The 25826-nt window shown below is 68.0% G+C and carries 26 protein-coding genes; 15 read left to right on the top strand and 11 right to left on the bottom strand.

What is annotated here, in order from left to right; all coding sequences use genetic code 11:
- Nucleotides 1-102: 102 nt before the first annotated feature.
- A complete protein-coding gene (locus CVM50_RS08500; protein WP_085889636.1) occupies nucleotides 103-1224 on the bottom strand; it encodes an ABC transporter ATP-binding protein in 1122 nt (373 codons plus the stop codon).
- A gap of 75 nt (nucleotides 1225-1299) precedes the next feature.
- Nucleotides 1300-2391: a polyamine ABC transporter substrate-binding protein gene (locus CVM50_RS08495; RefSeq protein ID WP_085889637.1), complete on the bottom strand. Its 1092-nt coding sequence runs from the start codon at nucleotides 2389-2391 to the stop codon at nucleotides 1300-1302.
- Between the two features lie 194 nt (nucleotides 2392-2585).
- Here CVM50_RS08495 and CVM50_RS08490 point away from each other — a divergent pair, with 194 nt between their 5' ends.
- From CVM50_RS08490 to CVM50_RS08470, 5 genes are all read left to right on the top strand, one after another.
- Nucleotides 2586-3269, top strand: coding sequence for a GntR family transcriptional regulator (locus CVM50_RS08490; protein WP_100148470.1), 684 nt, complete (start codon nucleotides 2586-2588; stop codon nucleotides 3267-3269).
- A 90-nt stretch (nucleotides 3270-3359) separates the two neighbouring features.
- Nucleotides 3360-4754 (top strand): aspartate aminotransferase family protein, encoded by a 1395-nt coding sequence (locus tag CVM50_RS08485; RefSeq protein WP_085889639.1) that lies wholly within the window; start codon nucleotides 3360-3362, stop codon nucleotides 4752-4754.
- A 158-nt stretch (nucleotides 4755-4912) separates the two neighbouring features.
- On the top strand, nucleotides 4913-5797 hold the full coding sequence (locus CVM50_RS08480; protein WP_085889640.1) for a formate/nitrite transporter family protein: 885 nt from the start codon (nucleotides 4913-4915) through the stop codon (nucleotides 5795-5797).
- Between the two features lie 95 nt (nucleotides 5798-5892).
- On the top strand, nucleotides 5893-6942 hold the full coding sequence (locus tag CVM50_RS08475; protein ID WP_085889641.1) for a lipoyl protein ligase domain-containing protein: 1050 nt from the start codon (nucleotides 5893-5895) through the stop codon (nucleotides 6940-6942).
- Nucleotides 6943-7010: 68 nt separating this feature from the next.
- Nucleotides 7011-7736 (top strand): HpcH/HpaI aldolase family protein, encoded by a 726-nt coding sequence (locus tag CVM50_RS08470; protein WP_085889642.1) that lies wholly within the window; start codon nucleotides 7011-7013, stop codon nucleotides 7734-7736.
- A 25-nt stretch (nucleotides 7737-7761) separates the two neighbouring features.
- On the opposite strand, the gene CVM50_RS08465 is transcribed toward CVM50_RS08470, so the two are convergent.
- Together CVM50_RS08465 and CVM50_RS08460 are read right to left on the bottom strand one after the other, a co-directional pair.
- Nucleotides 7762-9144 (bottom strand): 5'-nucleotidase C-terminal domain-containing protein, encoded by a 1383-nt coding sequence (locus CVM50_RS08465; protein ID WP_159457067.1) that lies wholly within the window; start codon nucleotides 9142-9144, stop codon nucleotides 7762-7764.
- A 407-nt stretch (nucleotides 9145-9551) separates the two neighbouring features.
- A complete protein-coding gene (locus CVM50_RS08460; RefSeq protein WP_085889644.1) occupies nucleotides 9552-10418 on the bottom strand; it encodes a branched-chain amino acid aminotransferase in 867 nt (288 codons plus the stop codon).
- Nucleotides 10419-10685: 267 nt separating this feature from the next.
- Here CVM50_RS08460 and CVM50_RS08455 point away from each other — a divergent pair, with 267 nt between their 5' ends.
- Nucleotides 10686-11183: a MarR family winged helix-turn-helix transcriptional regulator gene (locus CVM50_RS08455; protein ID WP_085889645.1), complete on the top strand. Its 498-nt coding sequence runs from the start codon at nucleotides 10686-10688 to the stop codon at nucleotides 11181-11183.
- Nucleotides 11180-11896 (top strand): response regulator, encoded by a 717-nt coding sequence (locus CVM50_RS08450; protein ID WP_085889646.1) that lies wholly within the window; start codon nucleotides 11180-11182, stop codon nucleotides 11894-11896. The genes CVM50_RS08455 and CVM50_RS08450 overlap by 4 nt, the downstream gene beginning before the upstream one ends.
- Nucleotides 11897-11900: 4 nt before the next feature.
- Here CVM50_RS08450 and CVM50_RS08445 read toward each other — a convergent pair whose 3' ends face one another.
- Entirely contained in the window at nucleotides 11901-12869 is a 969-nt protein-coding gene (locus tag CVM50_RS08445) for a phosphotransferase (protein WP_085889647.1), read from the bottom strand.
- Nucleotides 12870-12982: 113 nt separating this feature from the next.
- Here CVM50_RS08445 and CVM50_RS08440 point away from each other — a divergent pair, with 113 nt between their 5' ends.
- The 3 genes from CVM50_RS08440 to dxs are packed head-to-tail and all read left to right on the top strand — an operon-like array spanning nucleotide 12983 to nucleotide 16072.
- Nucleotides 12983-13225 carry an exodeoxyribonuclease VII small subunit gene (locus CVM50_RS08440; RefSeq protein ID WP_085889648.1) on the top strand — a complete coding sequence of 81 codons (243 nt, stop codon included), beginning with the start codon at nucleotides 12983-12985 and terminating at the stop codon, nucleotides 13223-13225.
- Complete coding sequence (locus tag CVM50_RS08435; protein WP_085889649.1) at nucleotides 13225-14088, top strand: polyprenyl synthetase family protein; 864 nt, start codon at nucleotides 13225-13227, stop codon at nucleotides 14086-14088. Before CVM50_RS08440 ends, CVM50_RS08435 begins: the two co-directional genes overlap by 1 nt.
- Before the next feature lie 49 nt (nucleotides 14089-14137).
- Nucleotides 14138-16072, top strand: coding sequence for a 1-deoxy-D-xylulose-5-phosphate synthase (dxs, locus tag CVM50_RS08430; protein ID WP_085889650.1), 1935 nt, complete (start codon nucleotides 14138-14140; stop codon nucleotides 16070-16072).
- Nucleotides 16073-16092: 20 nt separating this feature from the next.
- Here dxs and CVM50_RS08425 read toward each other — a convergent pair whose 3' ends face one another.
- Together CVM50_RS08425 and CVM50_RS08420 are read right to left on the bottom strand one after the other, a co-directional pair.
- Nucleotides 16093-16743, bottom strand: a complete 651-nt coding sequence (locus CVM50_RS08425) for an exopolysaccharide biosynthesis protein (RefSeq protein WP_232618192.1) — start codon at nucleotides 16741-16743, stop codon at nucleotides 16093-16095.
- A 30-nt stretch (nucleotides 16744-16773) separates the two neighbouring features.
- Nucleotides 16774-17655: an SDR family oxidoreductase gene (locus tag CVM50_RS08420; protein WP_085889651.1), complete on the bottom strand. Its 882-nt coding sequence runs from the start codon at nucleotides 17653-17655 to the stop codon at nucleotides 16774-16776.
- Between the two features lie 120 nt (nucleotides 17656-17775).
- Here CVM50_RS08420 and CVM50_RS08415 point away from each other — a divergent pair, with 120 nt between their 5' ends.
- Entirely contained in the window at nucleotides 17776-19242 is a 1467-nt protein-coding gene (locus tag CVM50_RS08415; RefSeq protein WP_085889652.1) for an AMP nucleosidase, read from the top strand.
- 178 nt (nucleotides 19243-19420) lie between these two features.
- Nucleotides 19421-19708: an HU family DNA-binding protein gene (locus tag CVM50_RS08410; RefSeq protein WP_010141693.1), complete on the top strand. Its 288-nt coding sequence runs from the start codon at nucleotides 19421-19423 to the stop codon at nucleotides 19706-19708.
- A 121-nt stretch (nucleotides 19709-19829) separates the two neighbouring features.
- Here the strand turns inward: CVM50_RS08410 and CVM50_RS08405 are convergent, their stop codons facing one another.
- Genes CVM50_RS08405 through CVM50_RS08395 form a run of 3 tightly spaced genes read right to left on the bottom strand, consistent with a single transcriptional unit; the run spans nucleotide 19830 to nucleotide 22970 of the window.
- A complete protein-coding gene (locus tag CVM50_RS08405; RefSeq protein ID WP_085889653.1) occupies nucleotides 19830-20876 on the bottom strand; it encodes an HlyD family secretion protein in 1047 nt (348 codons plus the stop codon).
- Between the two features lie 8 nt (nucleotides 20877-20884).
- Nucleotides 20885-22513: an MFS transporter gene (locus CVM50_RS08400; protein ID WP_085889654.1), complete on the bottom strand. Its 1629-nt coding sequence runs from the start codon at nucleotides 22511-22513 to the stop codon at nucleotides 20885-20887.
- Nucleotides 22500-22970, bottom strand: coding sequence for a MarR family winged helix-turn-helix transcriptional regulator (locus CVM50_RS08395; RefSeq protein WP_085889655.1), 471 nt, complete (start codon nucleotides 22968-22970; stop codon nucleotides 22500-22502). Before CVM50_RS08395 ends, CVM50_RS08400 begins: the two co-directional genes overlap by 14 nt.
- A gap of 268 nt (nucleotides 22971-23238) precedes the next feature.
- Between CVM50_RS08395 and CVM50_RS08390 the strand changes: the two genes are divergently transcribed.
- From CVM50_RS08390 to CVM50_RS08380, 3 genes are all read left to right on the top strand, one after another.
- Nucleotides 23239-24147, top strand: a complete 909-nt coding sequence (locus tag CVM50_RS08390) for a DMT family transporter (RefSeq protein WP_085889656.1) — start codon at nucleotides 23239-23241, stop codon at nucleotides 24145-24147.
- 83 nt (nucleotides 24148-24230) lie between these two features.
- Nucleotides 24231-24944 (top strand): cytochrome c biogenesis CcdA family protein, encoded by a 714-nt coding sequence (locus CVM50_RS08385; protein WP_085889657.1) that lies wholly within the window; start codon nucleotides 24231-24233, stop codon nucleotides 24942-24944.
- A gap of 14 nt (nucleotides 24945-24958) precedes the next feature.
- Nucleotides 24959-25396 carry a thioredoxin family protein gene (locus tag CVM50_RS08380; protein WP_085889658.1) on the top strand — a complete coding sequence of 146 codons (438 nt, stop codon included), beginning with the start codon at nucleotides 24959-24961 and terminating at the stop codon, nucleotides 25394-25396.
- Nucleotides 25397-25435: 39 nt separating this feature from the next.
- Here CVM50_RS08380 and CVM50_RS08375 read toward each other — a convergent pair whose 3' ends face one another.
- Nucleotides 25436-25753, bottom strand: coding sequence for a hypothetical protein (locus tag CVM50_RS08375; RefSeq protein ID WP_085889659.1), 318 nt, complete (start codon nucleotides 25751-25753; stop codon nucleotides 25436-25438).
- Nucleotides 25754-25826 lie beyond the last annotated feature (73 nt).

Below are 25826 nucleotides of genomic sequence, written 5' to 3'. Positions count from 1 at the left end.
CCGCGCGCGGCGCCCCTGCTTCATCTCGTCGGAAATACTCCCGCCGGAGGCATCCGACAGGGGCCTGGGGGCGCAGGGGGCGGGGCAGGGCGCCGGCCATCCTCAACGCTCCAGCAGGACGGCGGCGGTGTCCGACCAGCTGAGCCAGACCTTGTCTTCCCAGGTGAAGTTGCGCCGCGACAGGCGCCGGGTGTTGGTCGATTGAGCCTTCACCATGTGCCCGGTGGGCAGCTTCACGTGGTAGGTAGAGATATTGCCGAGATAGCCGATGTCGATGATCTCGCCGTGCACCTTGTTGGTGGTCTCGGGCTCCTCGGCGGTGATGGTGATCTTCTCGGGCCGTATCGCCAGGTAGCAATGCTGGTCCTTGGTCAGCATCGCGGTGGAGGTGGCGACCAGGGGCGAGGCGCCCTCTGCCCAGGTGACCAGCACCTTGTCGCCGGACTGGCTGGCGGCGCCCTCGATGATGTTCACGTCGCCGATGAAGTCGGCCACGTAGACCGAGTTGGGGTATTCGTAGATCCGGTCGGGGGTGGAGACCTGCACCAGCTGCCCCTCGTCCATCACCGCTACGCGGGAGGCGACGGTCATCGCCTCTTCCTGGTCGTGGGTGACGATGACGAAGGTGGTACCGGTCTTCTCCTGGATGTCCATCAGTTCGAACTGCGTCTCTTCGCGCAGCTTCTTGTCCAGCGCGCCCAGCGGTTCGTCCAGCAACAGCAGCTTCGGCGCCTTGGCGAGCGAGCGGGCCAGCGCCACCCGCTGGCGTTGCCCGCCCGAGAGCTGATGCGGCTTGCGGCGCGCGAATTTGTCGAGCCGCGTCAGGCGCATCATGTCGGCCACGCGGGTGGCGATCTCATCTTTCTCGCGGCCTTCGCGTTTCAGGCCGAAGGCGACGTTTTCCCAGACCGAGAGGTGGGGGAAGAGCGCGTAGCTCTGGAACATCATGTTCACGGGGCGCTTGTTCGGCGGCGTGGCGGCGATGTCCTCGCCGCCCAGCAGGATCTTTCCGGTGGTCGGTGTCTCGAACCCGGCCAGCATCCGCATCAGGGTCGTCTTGCCACAGCCCGAGGGGCCGAGCAGCGCAAAGAATTCGCGCGTGTATATATCGAGGTCGATGGACTGGATCGCGGTGAAGTCACCGAATTTCTTGGTGACGTTCTGAAACCGGATCAGCGGTTTCTCATCGGGATCTTCCCAGGGGGCAAAGACGGTCTGGGGCATGGGCGCGCGCGAACTCCGGGACGTGACAAGGCCCGCGCCGCGCGGGGCGCGACGCGGGATCGCTTTCGGCGGGTATCAGGTGCCCGATTTCACCCGGGTCCAGAGGCGGGTCAGCAGGCGCTGTTCCTTGGGCCCGAAGGGGGTCACGGTGTAGAGGTTGTCCAGCGTTTCCTGATCCGGGTAGATGGCGCCATCGCCGATCACGTCCTCGTTCAGGTAGTCCTGCGAGGCCTTGTTGCCGTTGGCGTAGTAGACGTAGTTCGACGCCGCGGCCATGTTCTCGGCATCCATGATGAAGTTCAGGAACTGGTGGGCCGCGTCGGGGTTCGGCGCATCGACCGGGATCGCCATCTGGTCGAACCACATCAGCGCGCCCTCGGAGGGAATGTAGTATTCAACGCTGACGCCGTTGTCGGCCTCCGCCGCGCGGTCACGGGCGATCAGAACGTCACCGGACCAGCCGAAGGCGACGCAGATGTCCCCGTTGGCCAGCGCGTTGATGTATTCCGAGCTGTGGAACTTGGTGATGTAGGGGCTGATCGCGGTCAGCACCTCCTCGGCCTTGTCCAGCGCCTCTTGCGACTTGTCGTCGGGGTTGTCCCAGCCGGCATAGGTCAGCGCGGCGGGCACGGTCTCGGTGGGGGCGTCCAGCATGTAGATGCCACACTCCGAAAGCTTCTCGGCATTGGCCGGATCGAAGATCAGCGACAGCGAGTTCTGCGCAACGTCCTCGCCCAGGACCTCGGCCACCTTGTCGGTGTTCACGCCGATGCCGGTGGTGCCCCACATGTAGTTGATCGAATAGTCCCCGCCCGGGTCGTAGACATCGGTGCGGTCCTGGATCACGTCCCACATGTTGTCGATGTTGGGCAGCTTGGACTTGTCCAGCGGCTGGAAGGCGCCGGCCATGATCTGCCGCTGCAGGAAGGTGCCGGTGGGCACCACCACGTCGTAGCCGGACCCGCCGGCCAGCATCTTGGTTTCCAGCAGTTCGTTGCTGTCGAAGACGTCGTAGATCAGATCGATGCCGGTCTCGGCCTCGAATTTCTCCAGCAGGCTCTCGTCGATGTAGTCGGACCAGTTGTAGACGTGGACCTCTTCCGCCTGGGCCGCAGCCGCACCTAGTGCGAGGGTCGCGGCCGTCAGGCCGAGGATGGAACGTTTCATGAATGCACTCCCGTTGTTTCGCCTGGGGTCTTTCGCCCCTTGATCCCCGATTTGATCAAAAGGCGGGGAACCTGGCAACATGAAGATGTTTTCATGGCCGCCCTGACCGTGCAAGATGGCGTGGTGCCCGGGTGGGTCAACGTGAGGTGATTATTTTGCAGGCATCGGACACGCAGGGTGGCGCCGCCGGGGCGGTGCCCCCGGTCGAGGCGCGGTCGGAAGGTGAAAAGCAGGGCGCAGGCCAGGGGGCCGGGCTGCCCGCGCATGAGGTGGTCTATCGCACCCTGCGGGCGCGTGTCCTTTACGGGCAGTTCGAACCGGGGCAGGCGGTGACCATCCAGGGCCTGGTGGCCGAGCTGGGCGCGGGCATGACCCCGGTCCGCGAGGCGCTGCGCCGGCTGATGGCCGAGGGCGCGCTGGAATTCCAGGGAAACCGCCGCATTTCCGTGCCCCTGCTGGGCGCGGCGGAGATCGAACAACTGCTGGTGGCCCGCCGTGCGCTGGAGCCGGAACTGGCCCGCCGGGCCTGCGCCCGCATCGCGGTCGAGGGCATCGCGGCGATGGAACGGATCGACGGCGCGCTGGATGATGCCATCCGCCGCGGCCATGTGCACGACTACCTGGTGGAGAACCACAAGTTCCACGCCCGGCTGAACGCCGCGGCCGAGGCGCCGATCCTGTCGGGGCTGGTCGAGGGGCTGTGGCTGCGCTTTGGCCCGTCGCTGCGGGTGGTCTGCGGCGCCTTCGGCACCCGCAACCTGCCCGACATGCACAAGGATCTGATCATCGCCTTGAAAACAGGCGATGCCGAGGGGGCCGCCCGGGCGATGCAGGGTGATCTGGAGCAGGGGATGGAGATGATCCTGCGCGCCCTCTGAGCGTCTCCGCGATTCGATTGACAGCGCGGGATTTGATCATATCCTCTGAGCCAAGCGCCCCTGAGCGGGCGGACAGCCGAGGATTTCGTCATGACCAAGATCTCCAACCACCTGCCGACGGCAGAGCTTCAGGCGCTGGACGCGGCGCACCACGTCCATCCCTTCACCACCCAGACCGAGTTGGCCGAGCGCGGCGCCCGGGTCATCACCGGCGCCCAGGGCTGCTGGCTGACCGACAGCGAGGGGCACAGCATCCTCGATGCCATGGCCGGGCTGTGGTGCGTCAACATCGGTTATGGCCGCACCGAGCTGGCCGAGGTCGCTGCCCGCCAGATGACCGAGCTGCCCTATTACAACACCTTCTTCATGACGACCCACGCCCCGGTCATCGCCCTGTCGAAGAAGCTGGCCGAGCTGGCGCCGGAGGGTCTGAATAAGGTGATGTTCGCCTCCTCCGGGTCCGAGGCGAATGACACCAACATCCGCCTGGTGCGCACCTACTGGGCCGAGAAGGGCAAGCCCGAGAAGCAGACCATCATCTCGCGCTGGAACGCCTATCACGGGTCCTCCGTCGGCTCCGGCTCCCTGGGCGGCATGAAGGGGATGCACATGCAGGGCGGCCTGCCGATCCCCGGCATCCATCACATCGACCAGCCCGACTGGTGGTCCGAGGGTGGCGACATGAGCCCCGAGGACTTCGGTCTGGAGCGCGCGCAGCAGCTGGAAAAGGCCATCCTGGAGCTGGGCGAGGAGAACGTCGCGGCCTTCATCGCGGAACCCGTGCAGGGCGCCGGCGGCGTCATCGTGCCGCCCGAAACCTACTGGCCCGAGATCCAGCGCATCTGCGACAAGTACGAGATCCTGCTGATCGCGGACGAGGTGATCTGCGGCTTCGGGCGTACCGGCCACTGGTTCGGCAGCCAGGCCGTGGGCATCCGCCCCGACATCATGACCATCGCCAAGGGTCTGTCGTCCGGCTACCAGCCGATTGGCGGCTCGATCCTGTCGGACGAGGTGGCCGAGGTCATCGGCGCGACCGAGTTCAACCACGGCTACACCTACTCCGGCCACCCCGTCGCCTCGGCCGTGGCGCTGGAGAACCTGCGGATCCTTGATGAGGAAGGCGTGGTGGAAACCTTCGGCAGCGTCACCGCGCCCTACCTGAAGGAAAAGTTCGAGGGCCTGGCCAGGCATCCGATGGTGGGCGAGGCGAAGATCGTGGGCGGCATGGGCTCCATCGCGCTGACGCCCGACGCGGAAAGCCGGGCGAAGTTCAAGGCCCCCGGCGGCACGGTGGGCTACATGGTGCGCGAGCGCTGCTTCGCCAACAACCTGGTGATGCGCCACGTGGGCGACCGGATGATCATCTCTCCGCCGCTGGTGATCTCGAAGGAAGAAATCGACACGCTGATCGAACGCGCCTGGACCAGCCTCGATGAGGCGATGGCCCAGGTGAAGGCCGAGGGGCTGTGGGAAGCGGCGTGAACCACCGCCGCAGGGCCTGACGAACCGAGGAGGAGCCCTCGCCCTTTGGCGGGGGCTTCGTCGTTTGCGGGGAAAGAGCATTGATGCGCCTGACCGCGGGGGAACCCCCGCCCCCCTTGCCGCGTTTCTCCCGATAGCCCGTATCAGGACTCTCCCCCGTGACCGATCTTTCCGAGCCGAAGCACCCCCACCACGACGCCACCGAACAGAGCTCCCAAAAGGACCACGAACCAGACCTCGAGGATCTGGAGGAAAAGCTGCCCTCCACTGCCGCAGCCGTGCATGAGGTCATCCGGCGCGAAGGCGACAAGGAGATGGCGCGGGACGGGCGGGCCCTGCTGTGGTCGGCCATTGCGGGCGGGATCACCATGGCGACCTCCTACATGGCGCGGGGGTTGTTGCACGCGCATCTGCCCGATACGGAGATCGCCTTCCTGGTGGAGTCCATGGGCTATACCCTGGGCTTCATCTTCGTCATCTGCGCCGGGCAGCAGCTGTTCACCGAAAACACCGTGACGCCGGTGCTGCCGGTGATGTCCGACCCGACGAAACGCAACGTGGGGCGGGTGCTGCGGCTCTGGGCGATCGTGCTGGCGGGCAACACCGCCGGGGGCGCCATAGCGGGGGCGGTGCTGGCCTTCATGCCGCTCTTCGACAGCGACACCACCTCTGCCTTCGTCGAGATCGGGCGCCACCTGATCGGCAAGCCCGCGCCGGAGATGTTCTCCGGCGGGGTGATCTCCGGTTGGCTGATCGCCACGCTGGTCTGGGCCATGGCGGCGGCGCCGCAGGCGCGGCTCTGGCTGATCTTCCTCGCCACCTGGCTGGTCTCGGTGGGGGACTTCCCGCACGTGATCGCGGGCACCACGGAGGTCCTCTACCTGGTCTTCCTCGGTCAGGCGGGTCTGGGTGCGGCGGTGCTGGAATTCTGGCTGCCGACGCTTCTGGGCAACGTCATCGGCGGCACCTTCATCTTCGCCCTGATCGCCCATGCCCAGGTGCGCGCCGATGTCGATGACAAGGTCAGCCCGCGCAATCGCTGACCTGGCTCGCCGCGGTCCCGCGGTCCCGCCCCCTTGAACCTGGCGGCCCGGAAGCGCATCACCGGGCCAGGGACGCGCCAGACGGAGGGCAGCAGATGCACGGCGAATACAAGGTGGTGGGCGGCAAGATGGTCGTCGCCGATCTGGAGGTGCGCGACGGCAAGCTGGCCGATGTGCGCATCTCGGGCGATTTCTTCCTCGAACCGGCGGAGGCGTTGACCGACATCACCGCCGCGCTGGAGGGGCTGCCTGCCGGTTCCAGCAGCGAAGACATCATCACGGCGCTGGACCAGGGCATTCCCGCCGGCACCGCGCTGGTCGGTTTCAGCGTCGAGGCCATCGCCATCGCCGTGCGCCGCGCGCTTGGCGTCGCCAAGGGCTGGCGCGACTATGAATGGCAGGTGATCCGCACCGACCCCCTGGCCCCGGCGATGCACCTGGCGCTGGACGACGTGCTGGCGCGTGACGTGGCGGCCGGAAAACGCCCGCCCACCCTGCGGTTCTGGGAATGGGATCGCCCGGCGATCATCATCGGCAACTTTCAGTCCCTGTCGAACGAGGTCGACCTGGAGGCCTGCGACCGCCTGGGCGTGCAGGTCGTGCGCCGGGTGACGGGCGGCGGCGCGATGTTCGTCGAACCCGGCTCGGCCATCACCTACTCTCTCTATGCGCCCGGCGAGCTGGTCGGGGACATGGATTTCGCCGCCTCCTATGCCTTCCTCGACAACTGGGTGCTGCAGGGGCTCAAGGACGTCGGCATCGACGCCTTCTACAAACCGCTGAACGACATCGCCTCGCCCAAGGGCAAGATCGGCGGCGCCGCGCAGAAACGCTATGCGGGCGGGATGGTGCTGCATCATGTGACCATGTCCTACGACATGGACGCGGCGAAGATGATGCAGGTGCTGCGCATCGGGCGGGAGAAGATCTCCGACAAGGGCATCACCTCGGCGGCGAAGCGGGTGGATCCGGTGCGCAGCCAGACAGGCCTGCCGCGCGAGGAGGTGATCGAACGCCTCGTGAGCACCTTCAAGGCGATGAACGGCGGCACCGACGGCGGGCTGAGCGAGGACGAGCGCGCCCGCGCCGAGGCCCTGGCGGCAGAGCAGTTCGAGACCGACGCCTGGCTGCACAAGGTGGGCTGAGGGGCTTTCGCGGTTTCCTCCGTCTCCGCGTCGGGGCATGATCCCGGCGCAAGAGGAGGAAAAAGACCATGACCCTGCGTGACCGCCTGACCGCCCCCGATGCCCGCCTGCGCGGCATCTTCCAGGACCTGCCCAGCCCGGCGGTGACCGAGGTGCTGTGCCTGGCTGGCGTGGATTTCCTCTGTGCCGACAGCGAACATTCCAGCTTTCGAGGTGAGGTCCTGTCGAATGTCCTGCGCGCCGCCGGCTGTCACGGCACGCCGGTGCTGGTGCGGGTGGCCGATGCGGTGCCGCACCTGATCGCCGAGGCGCTGGATGCGGGCGCCGCCGGGGTCATGGTGCCGCGCGTCAGCGATGCCGAGACTGCCCGCGCCTGCGTCGCCGCTGCCCGCTTCCCGCCCCAGGGCGTCCGCGGTGCAGGGCCGGGGCGCGGCGCGGGGTATGGCTATCGCATGGCGGAGGTCATCGAGGCGCCCGCGCCGCTGATCGGCGTGCAGGTGGAAACCCTGGGGGCGCTGGACACGCTCGACGAGATCCTGGCGATCGAGGGGCTGGACTACCTGATGATCGGCCCGGCGGACCTCGGCCTGGCCCTGCGCGCCGGACGCCCCGCGCTGTCGCTGGAGGGGGCCATCGCGCGGGTGCGCGACGCCTGCGCCGCCGACCGCATGCCCCTGGGCATCTTCGCCGCCGATCGCGCGGCGGGGGATGCGGCGCTGGACTGGGCGCAGTTCGTCCTTCAGGGCACCGATGCGATGCTGCTGGCCGCCGCCACCGAGGCCGCCTTCCGCTGAGCGGCGGGCCCCGGCGGCGCGAAGGTTACAGCCGCGCCAGGTGGTCGGCCACCAGCGCCTTCAGCTCCAGCCCCTCGACGGTCTCGAAGACAAGGTCGGTGGTGCCCAGATAGCTTTCCTGGTTCATCGCCGACCAGCCGTTCATCGCCAGCCGGTAGGTGGCGCTGTCGTCCAGGTCCGGGTCGGCCACGTGCATGTAGTCGCCCGTCCGCGCGTCGAGGTCGGCGGCGCGGAACTGGTTTGCGCGCGTCAGGATCTTGCGCAGCTGCGCGCCGGTCACCTCGGTCACCGAGATGCCGCCGCCGAAGCGGATGAAGGCGTCGAAGTCGTATTTCGTCAGCGGCCCCGCGGCCAGCGGCGCGCCGAAGGTGGTGTGGCCCAGCATGGCGACATCGGCCTGCGCGGCGGCACGCACCGCCTCGGCGGCCAGCAGGATCGAGCCGTGGATGTCCAGGCTTTCGGGGATCTCGGCGATGACCGCGCTATCGTCCTGGGACAGATGTTCAGCCTTCAGCGCCTCGATCATCCCCAGCAGGGCGGCATCGCCGCCGCCGGCGGGCACGGGCAGGGCGCGGTAGTCGGCGGTCACCGCTCCGCCGTCGCGGCGCAGGGTGACGACCCCCAGCTCGGTCCCCCAGCAGGCGCCGTGGAAATAGGTGACGTGGTCGACATCCATGTCGAAGCTCAGGTGGTCATGGCCGCCCTGCATCACGGTGCCGGCGGGCAGGCTGCCGATATAGGCCTTGTCGGGGGTGACGCCGGCGTGGGTCATGATGACGGCCAGATCCGTGCCTTCGGCCACTCCGGGCAGCTCCGCCGCGACGGTCTCGGCGGCCTCGGTGAAGCCCAGGGTTTCGCGCGTCTTCTCGGGGTAGGTGAAGGGTGCGGTGACCCCGAGCCCGAGGATCCCGAGGGTGATCCCGCCCAGTTCCAGCGTCGTGGCAGGGTCGGCGAAGGGCGCGCCGTTGCGGGTGTCGGTGAGGTTGGAGATCACCGTGATCCCGGCGTCGCGCGCCAGGCGCACGGTCTCGGCCATGTCGAGGGTGAAGTCGGGCTCATGGTTGCCCAGGTTCAGGACGACGGGCATCTCGGCGGCCAGCGCCTCGACAAAGGCCCAGTCGGCGGCCCCGCCCGAGCGCAGGCCGACCACATTGCCGGTCTCGAACAGGTCGCCATTGATCAGCAGGGCGGCGGGGACCCCGGAGGCGTCGCGCTCGGCGCGGATCATCTCCAGCAGTTTCGACAGGCGGGCGTAGGCGCAATGCAGGTCCGCCAGGGTGAAGAGCAGCGCCTCGGCGCCCCCGGACTGCGCACGGGCCGACAGCGGCAGCGCGGCCAGCGCGGCGGAGGCGGCGACGCCTTGCAGCATCAGGCGGCGGTTGAGGGCAAAGGTGGCGTGAAAGCTCATGTCCGGCATCCTTGGTCGGGGTGGGAGAAGGGCGGCGCGCGGGCCGTCATCGCCGCCTCCCTAGGCACCGATGATGACGCCCGCGTGACGGGTGACACGTAGAGGGGCGTGGTGGCTCTGCCCCCCTTGAGCCCTCGCGGGCTCAATTCCCCCCGGGATATTTCTGGCCAACAAATAGAGAAGGGCGGGGCATGGCAAGGGAAACGTCCGCCAACGGGTGCCCATGGTCGCTGTCGCGCCAGTTGGCGGACGTGGCAGGCGGGGAACGGGTGGGGCTTTCGGGTGCGCCCGTCTTGCGCCTCTCCTTGCCGGAAACATCCCCGCCGGAGGCATCGCCCGGCACCCAAGGCAAAGGGCCCGCCGCTTGCGCGGGGGCCCTTCGGGTCGTCTTGCACTGGCGGTCCGGTTCAGGCGCGGACCAGTTTCTCGTAGGTCTCGACCATGTCCTTGGCCAGGGCGCCCACCTCGAAGGTGTAGTCGCCGATCTGGCCCACGGGGGTCACTTCGGCGGCGGTGCCGGTCAGCCAGCACTGCTCGAAGCCCTCCATCTCGTAGGGTTCGATGTGACGTTCGTAGACCTTGATGCCCTTTTCCTTCAGCAGGTCGATCACCGTCTGGCGGGTGATGCCGTTCAGGAAGCAGTCGGGCAGCGGCGTGTGCACTTCGCCGTCCTTGACGAAGAAGATGTTGGCGCCGGTCGCCTCGGCCACGTAGCCGCGGTAATCCATGAACAGCGCGTCGGAACAGCCCTTGGCCTCCGCCGTATGCTTGGACATGGTGCAGATCATGTAGAGGCCGGCGGCCTTGGCGTGCACCGGGATGGTCTCAGGCGAGGGGCGCTTCCACTTGGCGATGTCGAGCTTGGCGCCCTTCATCTTCGCATCACCGTAGTAGTTGCCCCATTCCCAGCCGGCGATGGCCAGGCGCACGGGGTTCTTCATCGAGCTGACGCCCATGTCCTCGCCGGCGCCGCGCCAGGCCACGGCGCGCACATAGGCGTCGGTCCAGCCGTTGGCCTCCAGCATGGCGTATTTCGCCGCCTCGATCTCCTCTACCGAGTAGGGAATCTCGAAATCCAGCATCTCTGCGGACTTCCGCAGGCGCTTGGAATGCTCCACCCCCTTGAAGATCTTGCCGTTGTAGCAGCGTTCACCTTCGAAGACGGAGGAGGCGTAATGGAGCGCATGGGTCAGCAGGTGTACGTTGGCATCTCGCCAGTCCACCAGTTTCCCATCCATCCAGATCTTGCCGTCGCGGTCTTCATAACTCGACATCGCGAACCTCCTGACATCAGATTTTTTCCATATGTTGCGTCGAAATGGTCCGAACCGGACATAAAATTGCGTCGCAGCATCGGACAGGTAGCTTTTGATTCTTGGAATGTCAACAAGTCTGACTTAGTTTTGCACTGCAGCGACTGGGCTGCGGGTGCAGCGAGGGGCCGGGCCCGGCGGTTGCCTGTGCCGCGCGCGGGCCGGCGATGTCTTGGCTAATCGCCCTCGACCGCCTATCGTCGCGCTGCTTTGGTAATGGGAGGCGTCATGTCGGAAGGTCAGGTCGGAGACTCTTTGCTGTTTCTGACGGATGAGCAATTGCGCCAGGGGATCGAGGCAATGTTCTTTGCCTATCGGGGGTTTACCGCCGGTCCCGACCATCTGCTGGAGGGGACGGGATACGGCCGCGCCCATCACCGGGCGCTGCATTTCATCGCCCGGGCGCCGGGGATGAACGTCAACCGGCTGCTGGCGATCCTCGGGGTGACCAAGCAGAGCCTGAACCGCGTGCTGCGCACCCTGATCGCCGACGAGATGGTGGAAAGTCGCATCGGTCGCGCCGACAAGCGGGAACGCCACCTTTACCTGACGGAGAAGGGGGCGGCGCTGGAGGGGCAGCTGTCGGATGCGCAGCGCAAGTGGATGCGCGACGCCTACCGCAAGGCCGGCCCCGATGCCGTCGCCGGGTTCCGGCAGGTGCTGGAGGCCTTGATGGATAGCGACATCCGCAAATCCTACAACGCCCTGCGCGAGGCCGGTGCATGAGTGATCCGGATCCGCACCTGCTGATCGTCGATGATGACGAACGGATCCGTGACCTGCTGGCGCGGTTCCTCAAGCGCAGCGGCTTCCTGATCTCGACTGCCCGCGACGCGGCCCATGCCCGGCGCCTGCTGTCGGGGCTGGAGTTCGACCTGATCGTGCTGGACGTGATGATGCCGGGCGAGGACGGGATCTCCCTGACCGAGAGCCTGCGTGCGGGCGGGTTGCGCACGCCCGTCCTGCTGCTGACGGCCCGGGGCGAGACCGAGGATCGCATTCGCGGGCTGGAGGCTGGGGCGGATGATTACCTCGTGAAACCCTTCGAGCCGCGCGAACTGCTGCTGCGGATCAATGCCATCCTGCGCCGGGTGCCGGACATGCCGGTGCAACGGGTGCTGCCCAAGGTGCTGCATCTTGGCGAGGTGCGTTACGACATCGACCGGGGTGAGCTTTGGGCCGGGGATCAGCCGGTGCGCCTGACCGCCACCGAGGTGCAGCTGATGCGGATCTTCTCCGCCCATCCGGGCGAGCCGCTGTCGCGGTTGCAGCTGGTGGAGGAGCTGGGCCGGGGCGGGCAGGGCGACACCGGCGGGGCGCAGGAGCGTGCCGTCGACGTGCAGATCACCCGCCTGCGGCGCAAGATCGAGGCCGATCCGAAGCAGCCGCGCTACCTGCAGACGGTGCGCGGCGCGGGCTACATGCTGGCGCCGGACTGAGGCCCTAGTCCCTCAGCAGGTCGCGCAGGTCCTCGAACATCGCTTCGGACAGGTCTACCGTATGGCGGATGCGCGGCCCCGGCATGTCGGGATGTTCGACCCGGACCAGCAATTCGTGACAGAGGAAGAAGGGCAGGTCACCGGTCAGCTCTTCTTCCGTCAGGGCGAAGGCCCGGGCGAAATCCGCGAGGCCGCCCGCGTCCACGCCAAAGCGGCGCTGGCCCGAAGGCAGCATGCCGCGCCGGGCGGCGTGCACCAGGAAACGCGCGATGTCGCGGTAGATCGGCGCGCGGTTGGACGCGCCCAGGTCGATCCCCCAGGTGACGCCATCCGCATCCCGTATCAGGTTGTTGGGGTGGAAATCCCCGTGGCCCAGGGCGCTGCGCCAGGTCGTGACGGGGCGCAGGCGGCGCGACAGGGCGTGCATCTTTTGCAGTACGCGCGCCTCGATCCCCTTCAGCCGGTCATGGGTCTGACGGGCCTGGCCGGCCACTGCCCATTTGCGCCAGGGGCCGCGGTTGACCGGGCGATCCTCCAGCGTGGGCGCGGCATGGGCGGCCAGCCAGCCCGCGCCGCTGGCCTGAAGGGCGGGGCGGTCGGGTTTGTCGGCCTGCCACAGCGCGTCCAGAAGGGGTGTGCCGCTGATCGCTTGGGTCACCGCCACGCGGTCGCCGGCGATCAGGCGGATCGGTTCGGGCACCCGGAAGGGGCCGTCGCCCATATAGCCGTGCACGCGGGTCTGCTCGTCGTGGCGGGCGCGGAACCCCGCGACCTCCTCGGGGGCCAGGGCCAGGTGGAACACCACCGCCCGGCCCAGCCAGTGCCCGGCAAAGACCGCGCGGCGCCCCGGCACCAGGCGCAGGATCTCCTCCGGCGCCGCATCGAGGCCCGCCAGCAGCTCTTCCAGGGTGCCGGCGGCGCGGGCGGCGGCGGCGGGATCGGCCTGGGCGGTGTTTTCCAGCAGCGCGTTCATGGGCGCATCCTGCGCTGTCCCGCCCAAGCCCGTCAACGCGCCAGAAGCCGAATTGAACCACCGGGAAGGGGGCGCTAAGGTGCGCCCGAACTCGCCCCATGTAGGAGTCCGCCATGAGCGATACCCCGATCTCCGAGATGTCCTTCGAAGCCGCCATGAAGGAGCTGGAAACCGTCGTTGGCCAGCTGGAACGCGGCGACGTGGAGCTGGAGGCGTCGATCAAGCTGTACGAACGCGGGGCCGAGCTGAAGAAGCACTGTGAGACCAAGCTGAAAGAGGCCGAAGAGAAGGTCGCGGCGATCACCCTGGACGGCGAGGGCAACCCCGCCGCGCTGAAACCGGTCGAGGGGCTCTGATCTTGTTCCAGAACGCCCTGGCCGAGGCGGGCGCGGCTGTTTCCGACCATCTGGACGATGTGCTGGCCCCCTTCGAGGGCGAGCTGGGCGCGGCCATGCGCTATGCCTGCGGCGGCGGCAAGCGGCTGCGCGCCTTCCTGGTGCTGGAAAGCGCGCGCCTGCATGGCGTGGCGCGTTCGCCCGCGCTGGACGCGGCGGCGGCGATCGAGGCGGTGCATGCCTATTCGCTGGTCCATGACGACATGCCCTGCATGGATGACGACGACCTGCGGCGCGGGCTGCCCACCGTCCACGTGAAATGGGACGAGGCGATGGCTGTCCTGACAGGTGATGCCCTGCAGGCCGTGGCCTTCGAACTGGTGACGGATGCCGATCTGCCGGACATGGCGCGTCTGTGCCTGGCGCGGGGCCTGGCCCGCGCAGGCGGCGGGCACGGCATGGTCTTGGGCCAGGTCCTGGACATCGCCGCCGAAACCGCCGCCACGCCCCTGACGCTGGACCAGATCAAGCGGTTGCAGGCGTTGAAGACCGGCGCGCTGTTTGAATGGTCGGCCACCGCGGGCGCGGTCATGGCCGGCGCCGACCCCGCCCCGCTGGCGCGCTACGCCGAGGCCTTCGGCCTGGCTTTCCAGATCGCCGACGACATCCTGGACGTCGAGGGTGACGAGGCGCAGACCGGCAAACGCGTCGGCAAGGATGCCGCTGCGGGAAAGGCCACGTTTGTCTCCCTCATGGGTCTGGACGGCGCCCGGGCCGAGGCGCAGCGCCTTGTCGACTTGGCCTGCGACGCCCTGGCCCCATATGGTGAGGCAGCCGGGAACTTGCGGGAGGCCGCCCGCTTCGTTATCTCCCGGCAAAGCTGAACGCGCGGGGTCTCCCCCTGTCATCCCGCCCGAGCCCGAGAGCCAGACCATGACCCAGATCCCCGCCGAGACCCCGCTTCTTGACCGCGTCGTCACGCCGGCCGACATGAAGGGCCTGTCGGATGCCGAGCTGCGGCGCCTGGCCAATGAGCTGCGCACGGAGACCATCGCCGCCGTGTCCGAGACCGGCGGCCACCTGGGCGCGGGTCTGGGCGTGGTGGAACTGACCGTGGCCCTGCACGCCATCTTCGAGACGCCGCGCGACAAGATCATCTGGGACGTCAGCCACCAGAGCTATCCGCACAAGATCCTGACCGGGCGCCGCGACCGCATCCGCACCCTGCGCCAGAAGGACGGGCTGTCGGGCTTCACCAAGCGCTCTGAGAGCCCCTATGACCCCTTCGGCGCGGCGCACAGCTCTACCTCCATCTCTGCCGCCCTGGGCTTTGCCGTGGCGCGCGATCTTGGCGGGCAGGTGCCCGAGGGGCTGGGCGATGCGATTGCCGTGATCGGCGATGGCGCCATGTCCGCCGGCATGGCGTTTGAGGCGATGAACAACGCCGGCCACCTGAACAAGCGGATGATCGTCATCCTCAACGACAACGAGATGTCGATCGCGCCGCCCGTGGGCGCGCTGTCGTCCTACCTGTCGCGTCTCTACGCCGGGGATCCTTTCCAGAGCTTCAAGGAAGCCGCCAAGGGCGCCGTGTCGATGCTGCCCTCGCCCTTCCAGGCAGGGGCGAAACGGGCCAAGGAAATGCTGAAGGGGATCGCCGTGGGCGGCACCCTCTTCGAGGAGCTGGGCTTCAGCTACATCGGGCCGCTCGATGGCCACGACATGAGCCAGCTGTTGCCGGTGCTGCGCACCGTGAAGGCGCGCGCCGACGGGCCTGTACTGATCCATATCGTGACGCAGAAGGGCAAGGGCTATGCCCCCGCCGAACGCGCCAGCGACCGCGGCCATGCCACGGCGAAATTCGACGTGGTGTCCGGCAAGCAGAAGAAGTCGCCCAGCAACGCGCCCAGCTATACCTCCGTCTTCGGTGAGGAACTGGTCCGTCTGGCGGGCGAGGACAGCCGCGTCTGCGCCGTCACCGCCGCCATGCCCGATGGCACCGGGCTGCAGCTGATGGCGGAACGGTTCCCGTCGCGCACCTTTGACGTGGGCATCGCCGAACAGCATGGCGTGACCTTCTCCGCCGCGCTGGCCGCCGGCGGGCTGCGCCCCTTCTGCGCGATGTATTCGACCTTCCTGCAGCGCGGCTACGACCAGGTGGTGCACGACGTGGCGATCCAGCGCCTGCCGGTGCGTTTCGCCATCGACCGCGCGGGCCTGGTGGGCGCCGACGGCGCAACCCACGCGGGCAGTTTCGACGTGGCCTTCCTTTCCAACCTGCCGGGTTTCGTGGTCATGGCCGCCGCCGACGAGGCGGAGCTGAAGCACATGGTGGCCACCGCCGCCCAGCATGACGAGGGTCCCATCGCCTTCCGCTATCCGCGCGGCGAGGGCGTGGGCGTCGAGATGCCCGCCCAGGGCGTGCCGCTGGAAATCGGCAAGGGCCGGATGATCCGCGAAGGTGGGCGCGTGGCGCTGCTGTCCTTCGGCGCGCGTCTGAAGGAGGTCATGGAGGCCGCCGAGGCGCTGGAGGCGCGCGGCATTTCCCCCACCATCGCCGACGCCCGGTTCGCCAAGCCGCTGGATCGCGACCTGATCCTGCAACTTGCCCGCGATCACGAGGCGCTGATCACCATCGAGGAAGGCGCCATCGGCGGTTTCGGCAGCCACGTGGCGCAGCTTCTGGCGGAGGAAGGGGTGTTCGACAGCGGCCTGAAATACCGCTCCATGGTGCTGCCCGACATCTTCATCGACCAGTCCAGCCCCGCCGACATGTATGCGACCGCCGGTCTGAACGCCGAGGACATCGAGGCCAAGGTGCTGGACGTGCTGGGCGTGGAACGCCTGGGCAAGCGCGCCGGCGCCTGAGCTGCGACCCGGGGGGGCGATCAGCCCCCCGAGCCGCCCGTCACCAGCCACAGGATCAGCGTCGCGCTGAGCCCGATCCAGATGTAGCCGATCAGGGTGAACAGCCCGTCGCGGGTCAGCAGCCCGACGGCGAAGAAGGAGATCGCCAGGGCGAAGAAGGAGGTGACGAAGGGCAGCAGCTCCAGCACCGGGATGACCAGGCAGATCGCCAGGATCACCAGGATCGTCACCAGGTTCGCCGGGCGCGAGACCAGCCCCGTCAGGCGGGTGTGGGTGCGCCGGTCGACCCAGCCGCAGGGTTTGCGCAGCCAATCCAGCGCCTTCTGCAACTTGTCCTCCCCCACCTCGCGGCGGCGCAGGAACTGGGGGATCCAGACGTTGGACCGGCCAATGGCCTTCTGGATGGTGATGAGGAAGATGAAGATCGCCCCGATGGTCGGCAGCCCGAAGATGCCCGACAGCGGCGAGATCAGGATCAGCGCCGGCACCAGGATGATCGGGGCGAAGGCACGGGTGCCCACCTCGTCCACCACGTTGCCGAGCGAGACCCGCCCGTCATGGGGCGCCTTTTCAAGCGCGTCTAGGATATCGGTTAGGGAGCGCAGCCGTTGTGCGTCGTCCTTGCCATGCTGCGGGTCTGTCCCGTCCATCTGTTCCGCCATGCTTGTCATGCCTCTTCAACGCATGCGGGCACCGAAAGTTCACTGCTGCGAACGCTCGTCTGCCCGGGCCTGTTCCTCGTCCAGCAGGGCGGCAAGCCCGGCGCGGTAGTCGGGGTAGCGCAGGCACACCCCCAGTTCGTCCTTGATCCGGTCGTTCCGCACCCGCTTGCTCTCGGCGTAGAAGGAGCGGGCCATGGGGGTCATCTCGGCCGTCTCGAAGGCCTCGACCGGCGGCGGGGGCACGTCCAGCAGCGCGGCGGCATGGGTGATCACGTCCTGTGGCGGGGCCGGGTCGTCATCGCAGATATTGTAGGCCGCGCCGGGGTTGGGCCGCGCGATGGAAGCGGCCAGCACCTGGGCGATGTCCGCCACGTGGGTGCGCGAGAAGACCTGGCCGGGCTTCACGATCCGCCGGGCGCGGCCCGCGCGCACCTTGGCGAAGGGGCCGCGCCCGGGGCCGTAGATGCCCGCCAGGCGGAAGATGTGCAGGGGCAGGCCGGGGATGGCGCGCCACTCGGCCTCCGCCGCCGCGCGCCACTTGCCGCGCCGGGTGGAGGGGGTCAGGGGCGTTGCCTCGTCCACCCATCCGCCCTGGTGATCGCCGTAGACCCCGGTGGTGGACAGGTAACCGACCCAGTCGTAGCGCGCCGCATTGCGCGTGATCGCCTCTCGGTAGCTGCGCAGCACCGGATCGCCCTCGGCGTCCGGCCCGGCGGAGATCAGCAGGTGCGTGGCCCGCTCCAACAGCGGCGTCAGGTCCTCGCCGGGCATAAGGTGGGGGGTGACGCCTGTGGCGGCGATCTCCTCCGCCTTGTCGGCGCTGCGCGTGGTGCCATGGATCTGCCAGCCGCCGTCGGGCAGCAGGCGGGCGAGGGCGCGGGCCGAATAGCCGTGGCCGAAGGAAAGAAGCAGTCGGGTCATGCCCCAGAGATGCGGTGTGCGGCGGCCCGTGGCAAGGGGCGGCGCGATCTTCCTTTTCCGTCCGGTCCGGCTTGCATGGACGGCGCCGGCACCGCAGAAAGGGCGGAAAGGAGTGCCCGCATGACCGACGAGATCCTCAGCCCCGACGCTGGCCCGGCCCAGCGTTTCACCGATGCCGGCAAGGCGGTGGACCATCTGGCCGCTCTCTATGACCAGGCCGCGGCCTTCCTGCGCGATCATTTCCTGGTCGCCATGGCCGAGGGGCGCCCCGCGACCCGCATCCGCGCCTACTACCCGGAGATCCGGCTGACCACGTCCAGTTTTGCCCAGATCGACAGCCGCCTCAGCTTCGGCCACGTGCCTATGCCGGGGGTCTATGCGGCGACGATCACGCGGCCCGACCTGTTCCGCAACTACCTGCTGCAGCAGATCGGCCAGCTGATCGAGAACTATGAAACCCACGTGGAAATCGGCCCCTCGGACACGCCGATGCCGGTGCATTTCGCCGTGGCCAACGCGGGCATCACCGTGCCCCAGGAAGGCGCGGCCAGCTTCATCCTGCGCGATGTCTTCGATGTGCCGGACCTGACGACGACCAACGACGACATCGTCAACGGCGTCTACCAGCCCGGCCTCGACGGTGCCGGCCCGCTGGCGCCCTTCACCGCGCAGCGCGTCGATTACTCGCTGGCGCGGCTGTCGCATTACACCGCGACCGATGCCGAGCATTTCCAGAACCACGTGCTGTTCACCAACTACCAGTTCTACGTCAGCGAGTTCGAGGCCTATGCCCGGCGGATGCTTGCCGATCCCGAAAGCGGGTACACCAGCTTTGTCTCCACCGGAAACGTCGAGATCACCGATCCCGTGGCGGAGATCCCGCCCTCGCCCAAGATGCCGCAGATGCCCAGCTATCACCTGAAGCGCCCGGGCGGCGGTGGGATCAGCCTGGTCAACATCGGCGTGGGGCCGTCGAACGCCAAGACAGCGACGGACCACATCGCCGTGCTGCGCCCCCATGCCTGGATCATGGTCGGCCATTGCGCGGGCCTGCGGAACAGCCAGAACCTCGGGGATTTCGTCCTGGCCCATGCCTACCTGCGCGAGGACAAGGTGTTGGACGACGACCTGCCGGTCTGGGTGCCGATCCCCGCGCTGGCGGAAATCCAGGTCGCCCTGGAAGAGGCGGTGGAGAAGGAGACGCAGCTGGAAGGCTATGATCTTAAACGGATTATGCGGACCGGCACCGTCGCCACCTTGGACAATCGCAACTGGGAACTGCGCGACCAGCGCGGCCCGGTGCAGCGCCTAAGCCAGTCCCGCGCGGTGGCGCTGGACATGGAAAGCGCGACGATCGCCGCCAACGGCTTCCGCTTCCGGGTGCCCTACGGCACGCTGCTGTGCATTTCCGACAAGCCGCTGCATGGCGAGTTGAAACTGCCCGGCATGGCGACGGATTTCTACACGACCCAGGTCGGCCGGCACCTGATGATCGGCATCCGCGCGATGGAGGCGCTGCGCGACATGCCGCTGGAACGCCTGCACAGCCGGAAGCTGCGCAGCTTCGACGAAACAGCCTTTCTCTGAGGCGGCGGCCCTCGGCGGAAAACCCCGGCGAGGGCCGAAAAAGGCAAGAAAACTTGCGTTATTCCACACTCTATTGATTGTGCCGCCCAGCTACATCCGGTTATATGCGGCGCACGAGGCCCAAGACATCGGGCAGTGAATATGGCCCAGGACATCGGGCACAAGAAGGAGACCTTGAATGGCAAAGCCGATGACGAAGACCCAGCTCGTGGCCGCACTGGCCGAGGAAATGGGCGAAGACAAGAAGACCGCCTCCGCCGCGCTGGACGCCGTGGTTGCTGTCATCACCAAGGAAGTGTCCGAAGGCGGCGCAGTGACCCTGCCGGGCGTCGGCAAGATCTACTGCCGTGAGCGCCCCGAGCGCATGGTGCGCAACCCCGCCACCGGCCAGCAGATCAAGAAAGAGGCCGACAAGGTGGTCAAGATGACCATTGCGAAGGCTCTGAAGGACAGCGTCAACGCCTGATCGGCGATGACGGTCCAGGGGGATATGCCCCCGACCCGAATTACGGAAAGGCTGCCTTCGGGCAGCCTTTTTCGTGTCTTGGGTCGGGATTTGTGGGGGCTGCCCTGTGGTCTTGCGACTTTCAGGACGGGCGGGCGGCGCGGTCGATATGCACCACCACCGACAGGCCGGGCACCAGCTCTGTCGTGCCGGGCTGATCCGGGTCGATGGCGATGCGCACCGGCAGGCGTTGTGCGATCTTGGTGAAGTTGCCCGTGGCGTTCGAGGCCGACAGCACCGAGAACTCCGACCCGGTCGCCGGGGCGAAACGTTCCAGATGCCCGTTGAAATGGCGCCCCGCCAGGGCGTCGACGGTGAAATCCACCGGCTGGCCCGGCTGCATGCCCGCCACCTGGGTTTCCTTGAAATTGGCGATCACCCAGGTTTCGGGCGAGACATGGGACATCAGCGTCGTGCCGGCGGAGATGAACTGCCCCACCCGGGCGGACACCTGGCCCAGCCGGCCGGCCTCGGGGGCGCGGATCACCGTGTTGTCCAGATCGATCCGGGCGCGGGCCAGCGCCGCCTCGGCGGAAGCGACGGCGGCGGTCAGGCTGTCCTGCTGAAGGCGCGCGCTGGCCAGCGCCTCGGTCGCCACCGACACTGCGCTTTCCGCCTGGTCCACTCCCGCCTCGGCCTGGCGCAGCGAAAGGGTGGCCTGGTCATAGGCGCTGGTGGAGACGACGTCGTGATCCTTCAACCGCTGGTACCGGTCGAAACTGGCCTTGGCGGTGTCGCGCGCCGCCTCCGCCGAGGCCAGGGCGGCGCGGCGGGCGTCGATGGTGGCCTCGGCCGAATGGATCGCCTGGGCATTGCCGGCCAGGTTGGCGCGCGCGGTGTCCAGCGCCGCCTCCGCCTGGGCCACTGCCTGGCGGAATTGCCGGTCGTCGAGGCGTGCCAGTACCTGGCCCTCGCTCACCTCCTGGAAATCCTGCACCGGCACCTCGGTCACATAGCCCGTAAGCTGCGGCGCGATGGCGGTGACGCGGCCGCGCACATAGGCGTTCTCGGTCATCACCGTGCTGCTGTCGAAGGGCGGCAGCTGCCAAGCGTAAAGGACGAAGCCGAGGCCGGCCAGGCCGATCAGCAGGGCGATGAGGGAATGGGACAGTTTCTTGGACAGGGACATGGGGAACCTCAGGCGGAACGGGGGGCAGAGGGAGAGGGAGCGAGGGCCGCCGTCAGGCGTCCCCAGGAAAGGTGAAGCACCAGGGCGGCGCAGGCGGCCAGCGCCAGCAGGGCCGTCAGGCGGAACAGGTCGTTGTAGGCCAGCACCTGGGCCTGGACCTGCAATTGGCCGGCCAGGCGGCTGGCGGCCTGCGCGCTTTGACCCGCGGGGTCGGCGGTCAGCGATGCGGCCTGCCGGGCAAGGCCCGAGAGCGCCGAGGTGACGGCGGGGCTGCCCGCCATCAGCTCATCGCGCAGGATCGCGGCGTGATGCGCGGTACGCAGGGCCACGCCGGTGCGGAAGAGGCCCGACCCGATGACCCCGCCCAGGCTTTGCGTCGACAGGAAGATCATCACGAAAGACAGGATGTACTCCGGTCCCTTCTGCAGCGCGGCCATCAGGCCAAGGGTCATGGCCGAGGGCATGAAGATGGCGCCGCCGAAGGCGATCAGCCCCTGGGACAGGCGCATCTGGTCGGGGCCGGTCAGGGCGGTGGCGGTGCTGTCCATCCAGGCGCCGGCGGCGATCATCAGCAGGGCGGCGGCATGGATCATCGGCACCCGGTCGGGCCGGATCAGCAACCCGCAGAGCAGACCGCCGGCGAGGCTGGCCACCACCACCCAGCCGAACAGTGGCGCCATCTGCGCCGTGCCATAGCCCAGCGTCTGCAGCAGGCCGGGGGCGCCCGCGCTCTGTTCCGCCAGCAGCATGCGGAACAGCAGCAGCACCGCGCTCAGGTGCAGGATGCGCGGCGTGGCGATCCAGCGGATGTCCATCAGCGGCGTGTCGCGGTGCAACTCCAGCACGGCGGCGAAGGTCAGCGCGCAGATGGACCCGGCCAGCACCATGCCCAGCCAAGCCGTGTCGGCCCACCACAGGGTCGTACCCCAAAGGGCGACTGTGACGATCCCGCCGAAGCCCAGGGCGATGCCGCCCCAGGCCAGGAAATCTTGGCGGTGCAGCACCTTGTGGCGGGGCGCATGGCTGAGCGGCAGCAGCAGGATGAAGGGCAGGGCGATCAGGATCAGCCCCAGATCAAAGAGCTTCATCGCCTCCCATCCGCCCAGGTCCAGCAGCGGCTGCGACAGCACCCGCGCCAGCGGCATGCCCAGCATGATGAGGGTCAGCGCGCCGCACAGGCCGACCGACAGGCGGTATTTCTGCGGCAGCGGCTCCAGCATGTAGAGGAAGGCCAGCGACGACAGCGGCGCGGCGGCAATGCCCGAGATCAGTTCCGTCGCGATGGCCGAATGCAGGTCGGTGACGAAAAGCGACAGCACCGTGGCGACGGAATAGGCGATGATGCCCACCACGGCGAAGCGGCGCAGCCCGTATTGCGTGCGGATCTTGATCAGCAGGATCGGCAGGGAGGCGCGCGGCGCCATGTAGGCCACCATCAGCCAGATGGATTGCGTCTGCGAGGCGCCGATTTCCCCCGCGATGGCGCGGGAATTGGCCATCAGGAACCCCTGACCCAGCGATTGCGACAGCGCCAGCAGCGCCGCCACGAAGAGGAAGGCCGCGACCCGCAGGGGTGGATGCGTCAGGGGCGCTGGTTCGGGCGCCGGTTGCGAGGCGGGGGTGTCAGGGCTGCTCATCCGGGGCCTCTTCGGCAAAGGACAGCCGTTCCAGGTTGGCGAAGATACGCGAAATCGTGTCTTCGGCGGCGTCCAGTTCCTCGGTGGGGATGCCGGCCAGCAGCTCGGCCCGCAGGGTTTCGGAGAAGCGGAACAGCGCACCGGCCTCGGCCCGGGCGTGATCGGTCAAGACGACGCGGCGCAGCCGGCGATCCTCGGGATCGGGGCGGCGTTCGACGAAACCGTCGCGGGCCAGCCCGTCCAGCGTGCGATTTAGCGTCGGGGCCTCGATCTGCAGACGGTCGGCCAGGTCGGTCTGGGTCAACCCCTCGTTGGCGGAGATGGTCAGCAGCGCCTCCAGCCGGGCCAGGCTGAGGCCGTAGTCCCGCGCCCGGATGTCATAGACCTTGCGCAGGGCGCGGCTGAGCTGGGCGATGGATTTCAGGATGTGGTGCGGATCAGGCTGATGCGGGGTCATGGCATTGTTAGGCTGCTAATGGTTAGCCTGCTAAGTAAATGGATTTGATGATTTTACAAGGGTGGGGGGATCTTCGTCTGCGGCGGGGAGATTGATGTATCCAATTGTTATAAATTGAAAAAACCATGACGTGCGGCGTCTCTGTCATGGCTGCTCCGCGCCTGACGCATGGCAGCTAGGCCGTGGCAGGGGTTTCCGCGCCCACGCGTTGGCCCTATCCCCGGGGCAGGCCGGGACGTCCGGCCGGGCAGACCCGGGGGAGGGACAGGTGGATTTTCGCGCGATTCTGATGGGGGTGGCCTTCGTCCTGATGTGGTCCAGTGCCTTCACCTCGGCCCGGATCATCGTCGAACATGCGCCGCCCATGATGTCGCTGGCCGCGCGCTTCCTGATTTCCGGCCTGATTGCTATGGGCATCGCCGCGGCCATGGGTCAGAAACTGCGCCTGACGCGGGGCCAGTGGCGGGCGACGGTGATCTTCGGCGTCTGCCAGAACGCGCTTTACCTCGGTCTGTTCTTCGTCGCGATGCAGTGGATCGAGGCGGGGCTGGCCTCGATCATCGCCTCGACCATGCCGCTGATGGTGGGGCTGTTCGGCTGGCTGGTGCTGGGCGAACGGCTGCGCCCCATGGCGGTGGCCGGGCTGGTGCTGGGGGTGATCGGCGCGGCGCTGATCATGGGCACGCGGATCTCCGGCGGGGCGGACCTGGGCGGCGTGGCGCTGTGCATCCTGGGCACCGCGGCGCTGAGCGTGGCGACCCTGTCGGCGCGCGGTGCCTCCTCGGGCGGCAACGTGATGATGGTCGTCGGATTGCAGATGCTGGTAGGCTCGGCCTGCCTCGGTGTGGTCTCTCCCTTCCTCGAAGACTGGCGGATCACCTGGGACCTCTCTCTGGTGCTGGCCTTCAGCTATACCGTGCTGGTGCCGGGCATCGCGGCCACCTTCCTGTGGTTCGTGCTGGTGGCGCGGATCGGCGCGGTGAAGGCGGCGACCTTCCATTTCCTCAACCCCTTCTTCGGGGTGCTGGTGGCCGCCGTGGTGCTGGGCGAACGGATCGGGCCGCTGGACATGCTGGGCGTGGCCATCGTGGCGGCGGGGATTCTGGCGGTGCAGCTGTCGAAACAGGCGCCCGCGCCGGCCTCCGTTCCGGTGGCGGACGCCCCGGATAAGAGCTGAGCCCGCCCGGCTGAAACAAACTGGCGCCATTTCTCACGCAGAGTTCGGGTGACAGTGAGCCCGCGTCGCGCCCATGGTGCGCCATGGAATTGCCGTTCGCCTATCTTGCGGGGCTTCTGACCCTGATCAATCCCTGCGTCCTGCCGGTGCTGCCCATCGTGTTGGGGTCTGCCTTGCAGGCCAGCCCGCGCGGGCCGCTGGCCCTGGCGGCGGGGATGAGCCTTTCGTTTGTCGTGTTGGGCGTGACCGTGGCGGGCTTCGGCTATGCCCTGGGCCTGACAGAGGAAGTTGTGGCCCAGGCGGGTGCCGTTCTGATGATCCTCTTCGGCGCGGTGCTGCTGGTGCCGCGTTTCTCCCACGCCTTTGCCAGTGCCACGGGCGGCATGGCCGCCGGGGCCGACGCCCGTATCGGACGGATGCAGGCCGGCGGCGCACGCGGGCAGTTTCTGGGGGGGCTTCTGCTGGGCGCGGTCTGGTCGCCCTGCGTCGGCCCGACGCTGGGCGGCGCGATCTCCCTGGCCGCCTCGGGCGAAAGCCTGGGTCGGGCCACGCTCATCATGATCTTCTTCGCCCTGGGCGTTTCCACCCTGATCGTTGGGCTGGGCTACGGCGCGCGGGGCCTGTTGGCCCGGCATCGCGGGGCGATGCAAAGGCTGGCGCAGGTGGCGCGGCCCCTGCTGGGCATCTTGTTCATCCTGGTCGGAACGGCGATCCTGTTCCGGCTGCATCACATGGCCGAGGCCTGGGCGCTGTCCGTCCTGCCGCCCTGGCTTCTGGACCTGTCGGTCGCGTTCTGAGGAAAGGTACCCTTATGAAGAGACGTCAATTCATCGCCACCGGGGCCGCCGCCCTGCTGACCCTGCCGCTGGTCCCTGCCGCGCTGCGGGCGCAGGATCTGCCGGCGCCCCTCGACTATGTCCCAGGGGTGATCACCGAGCGCCTGAATGCGGGCGAGACGATCTTCCTCGACTTCAAGGCTGATTGGTGCACCACCTGCGCCGCCCAGACCCGGGTGATGGACAAGCTGAAGGCGGAGAACCCCGCCTACCTCGACAATATCACCTTCATCGAGGTCGACTGGGACACCTACGGCCGCTCGCAGATGTCCGCCCGGATGCGTATCCCGCGGCGGTCCACCTTGGTGGTGCTGAAGGGCGATGACGAGCTGGGCCGGCTGGTCGCCGACACGCGCGAGGAGAAGATCCGCGCGCTGATGGACACCGCCCTGGCCGCCGCCACGACCGGCTGAACTTGGGCTGACGATGGGCTGACGCGGGGGGCCGTTGTCCTAGGGCCGTGGGCCGAGCCGGATCAGCCGGGTGGGCCCGGCGGCGGGCGCCTCGGCGACCATCGCATCGACCTGGGGGCGGGGCCTTGGCGCCTCACGCCCCGGCGGCGGCGCCCCGAACCAGCCCGAACTCAGCCCGATGATCCCGGCCAGCAGGGCGACCCCGGCCAGCCCCATGCCCAGCGGGCGGTCGCCTTCGGGGGCGAGGTCGTCGAAGAAACCGGCGGCGGCCATCCGGGCGCCCTGCGTCCGGTCCAGGTCCAGGGCCGACCGGCGGCTAGGGCCCCGGTCCTGCGTGAGATGTCGGGCGTTGCGCATCTGTCCTCTCCCTGTCAGCGGGCGCGCGGATAAGGCGCCCTGACCGGGATGCTGGGCAGGAAGTCTTAACATA

Origin of the sequence: Pseudooceanicola marinus (assembly GCF_002786295.1) — a bacterium.
Classification (GTDB): domain Bacteria; phylum Pseudomonadota; class Alphaproteobacteria; order Rhodobacterales; family Rhodobacteraceae; genus Pseudooceanicola; species Pseudooceanicola marinus.
The sequence above is the reverse complement of the archived record's forward strand: the minus strand, read 5'-3'. Positions and strand labels throughout refer to the sequence as shown.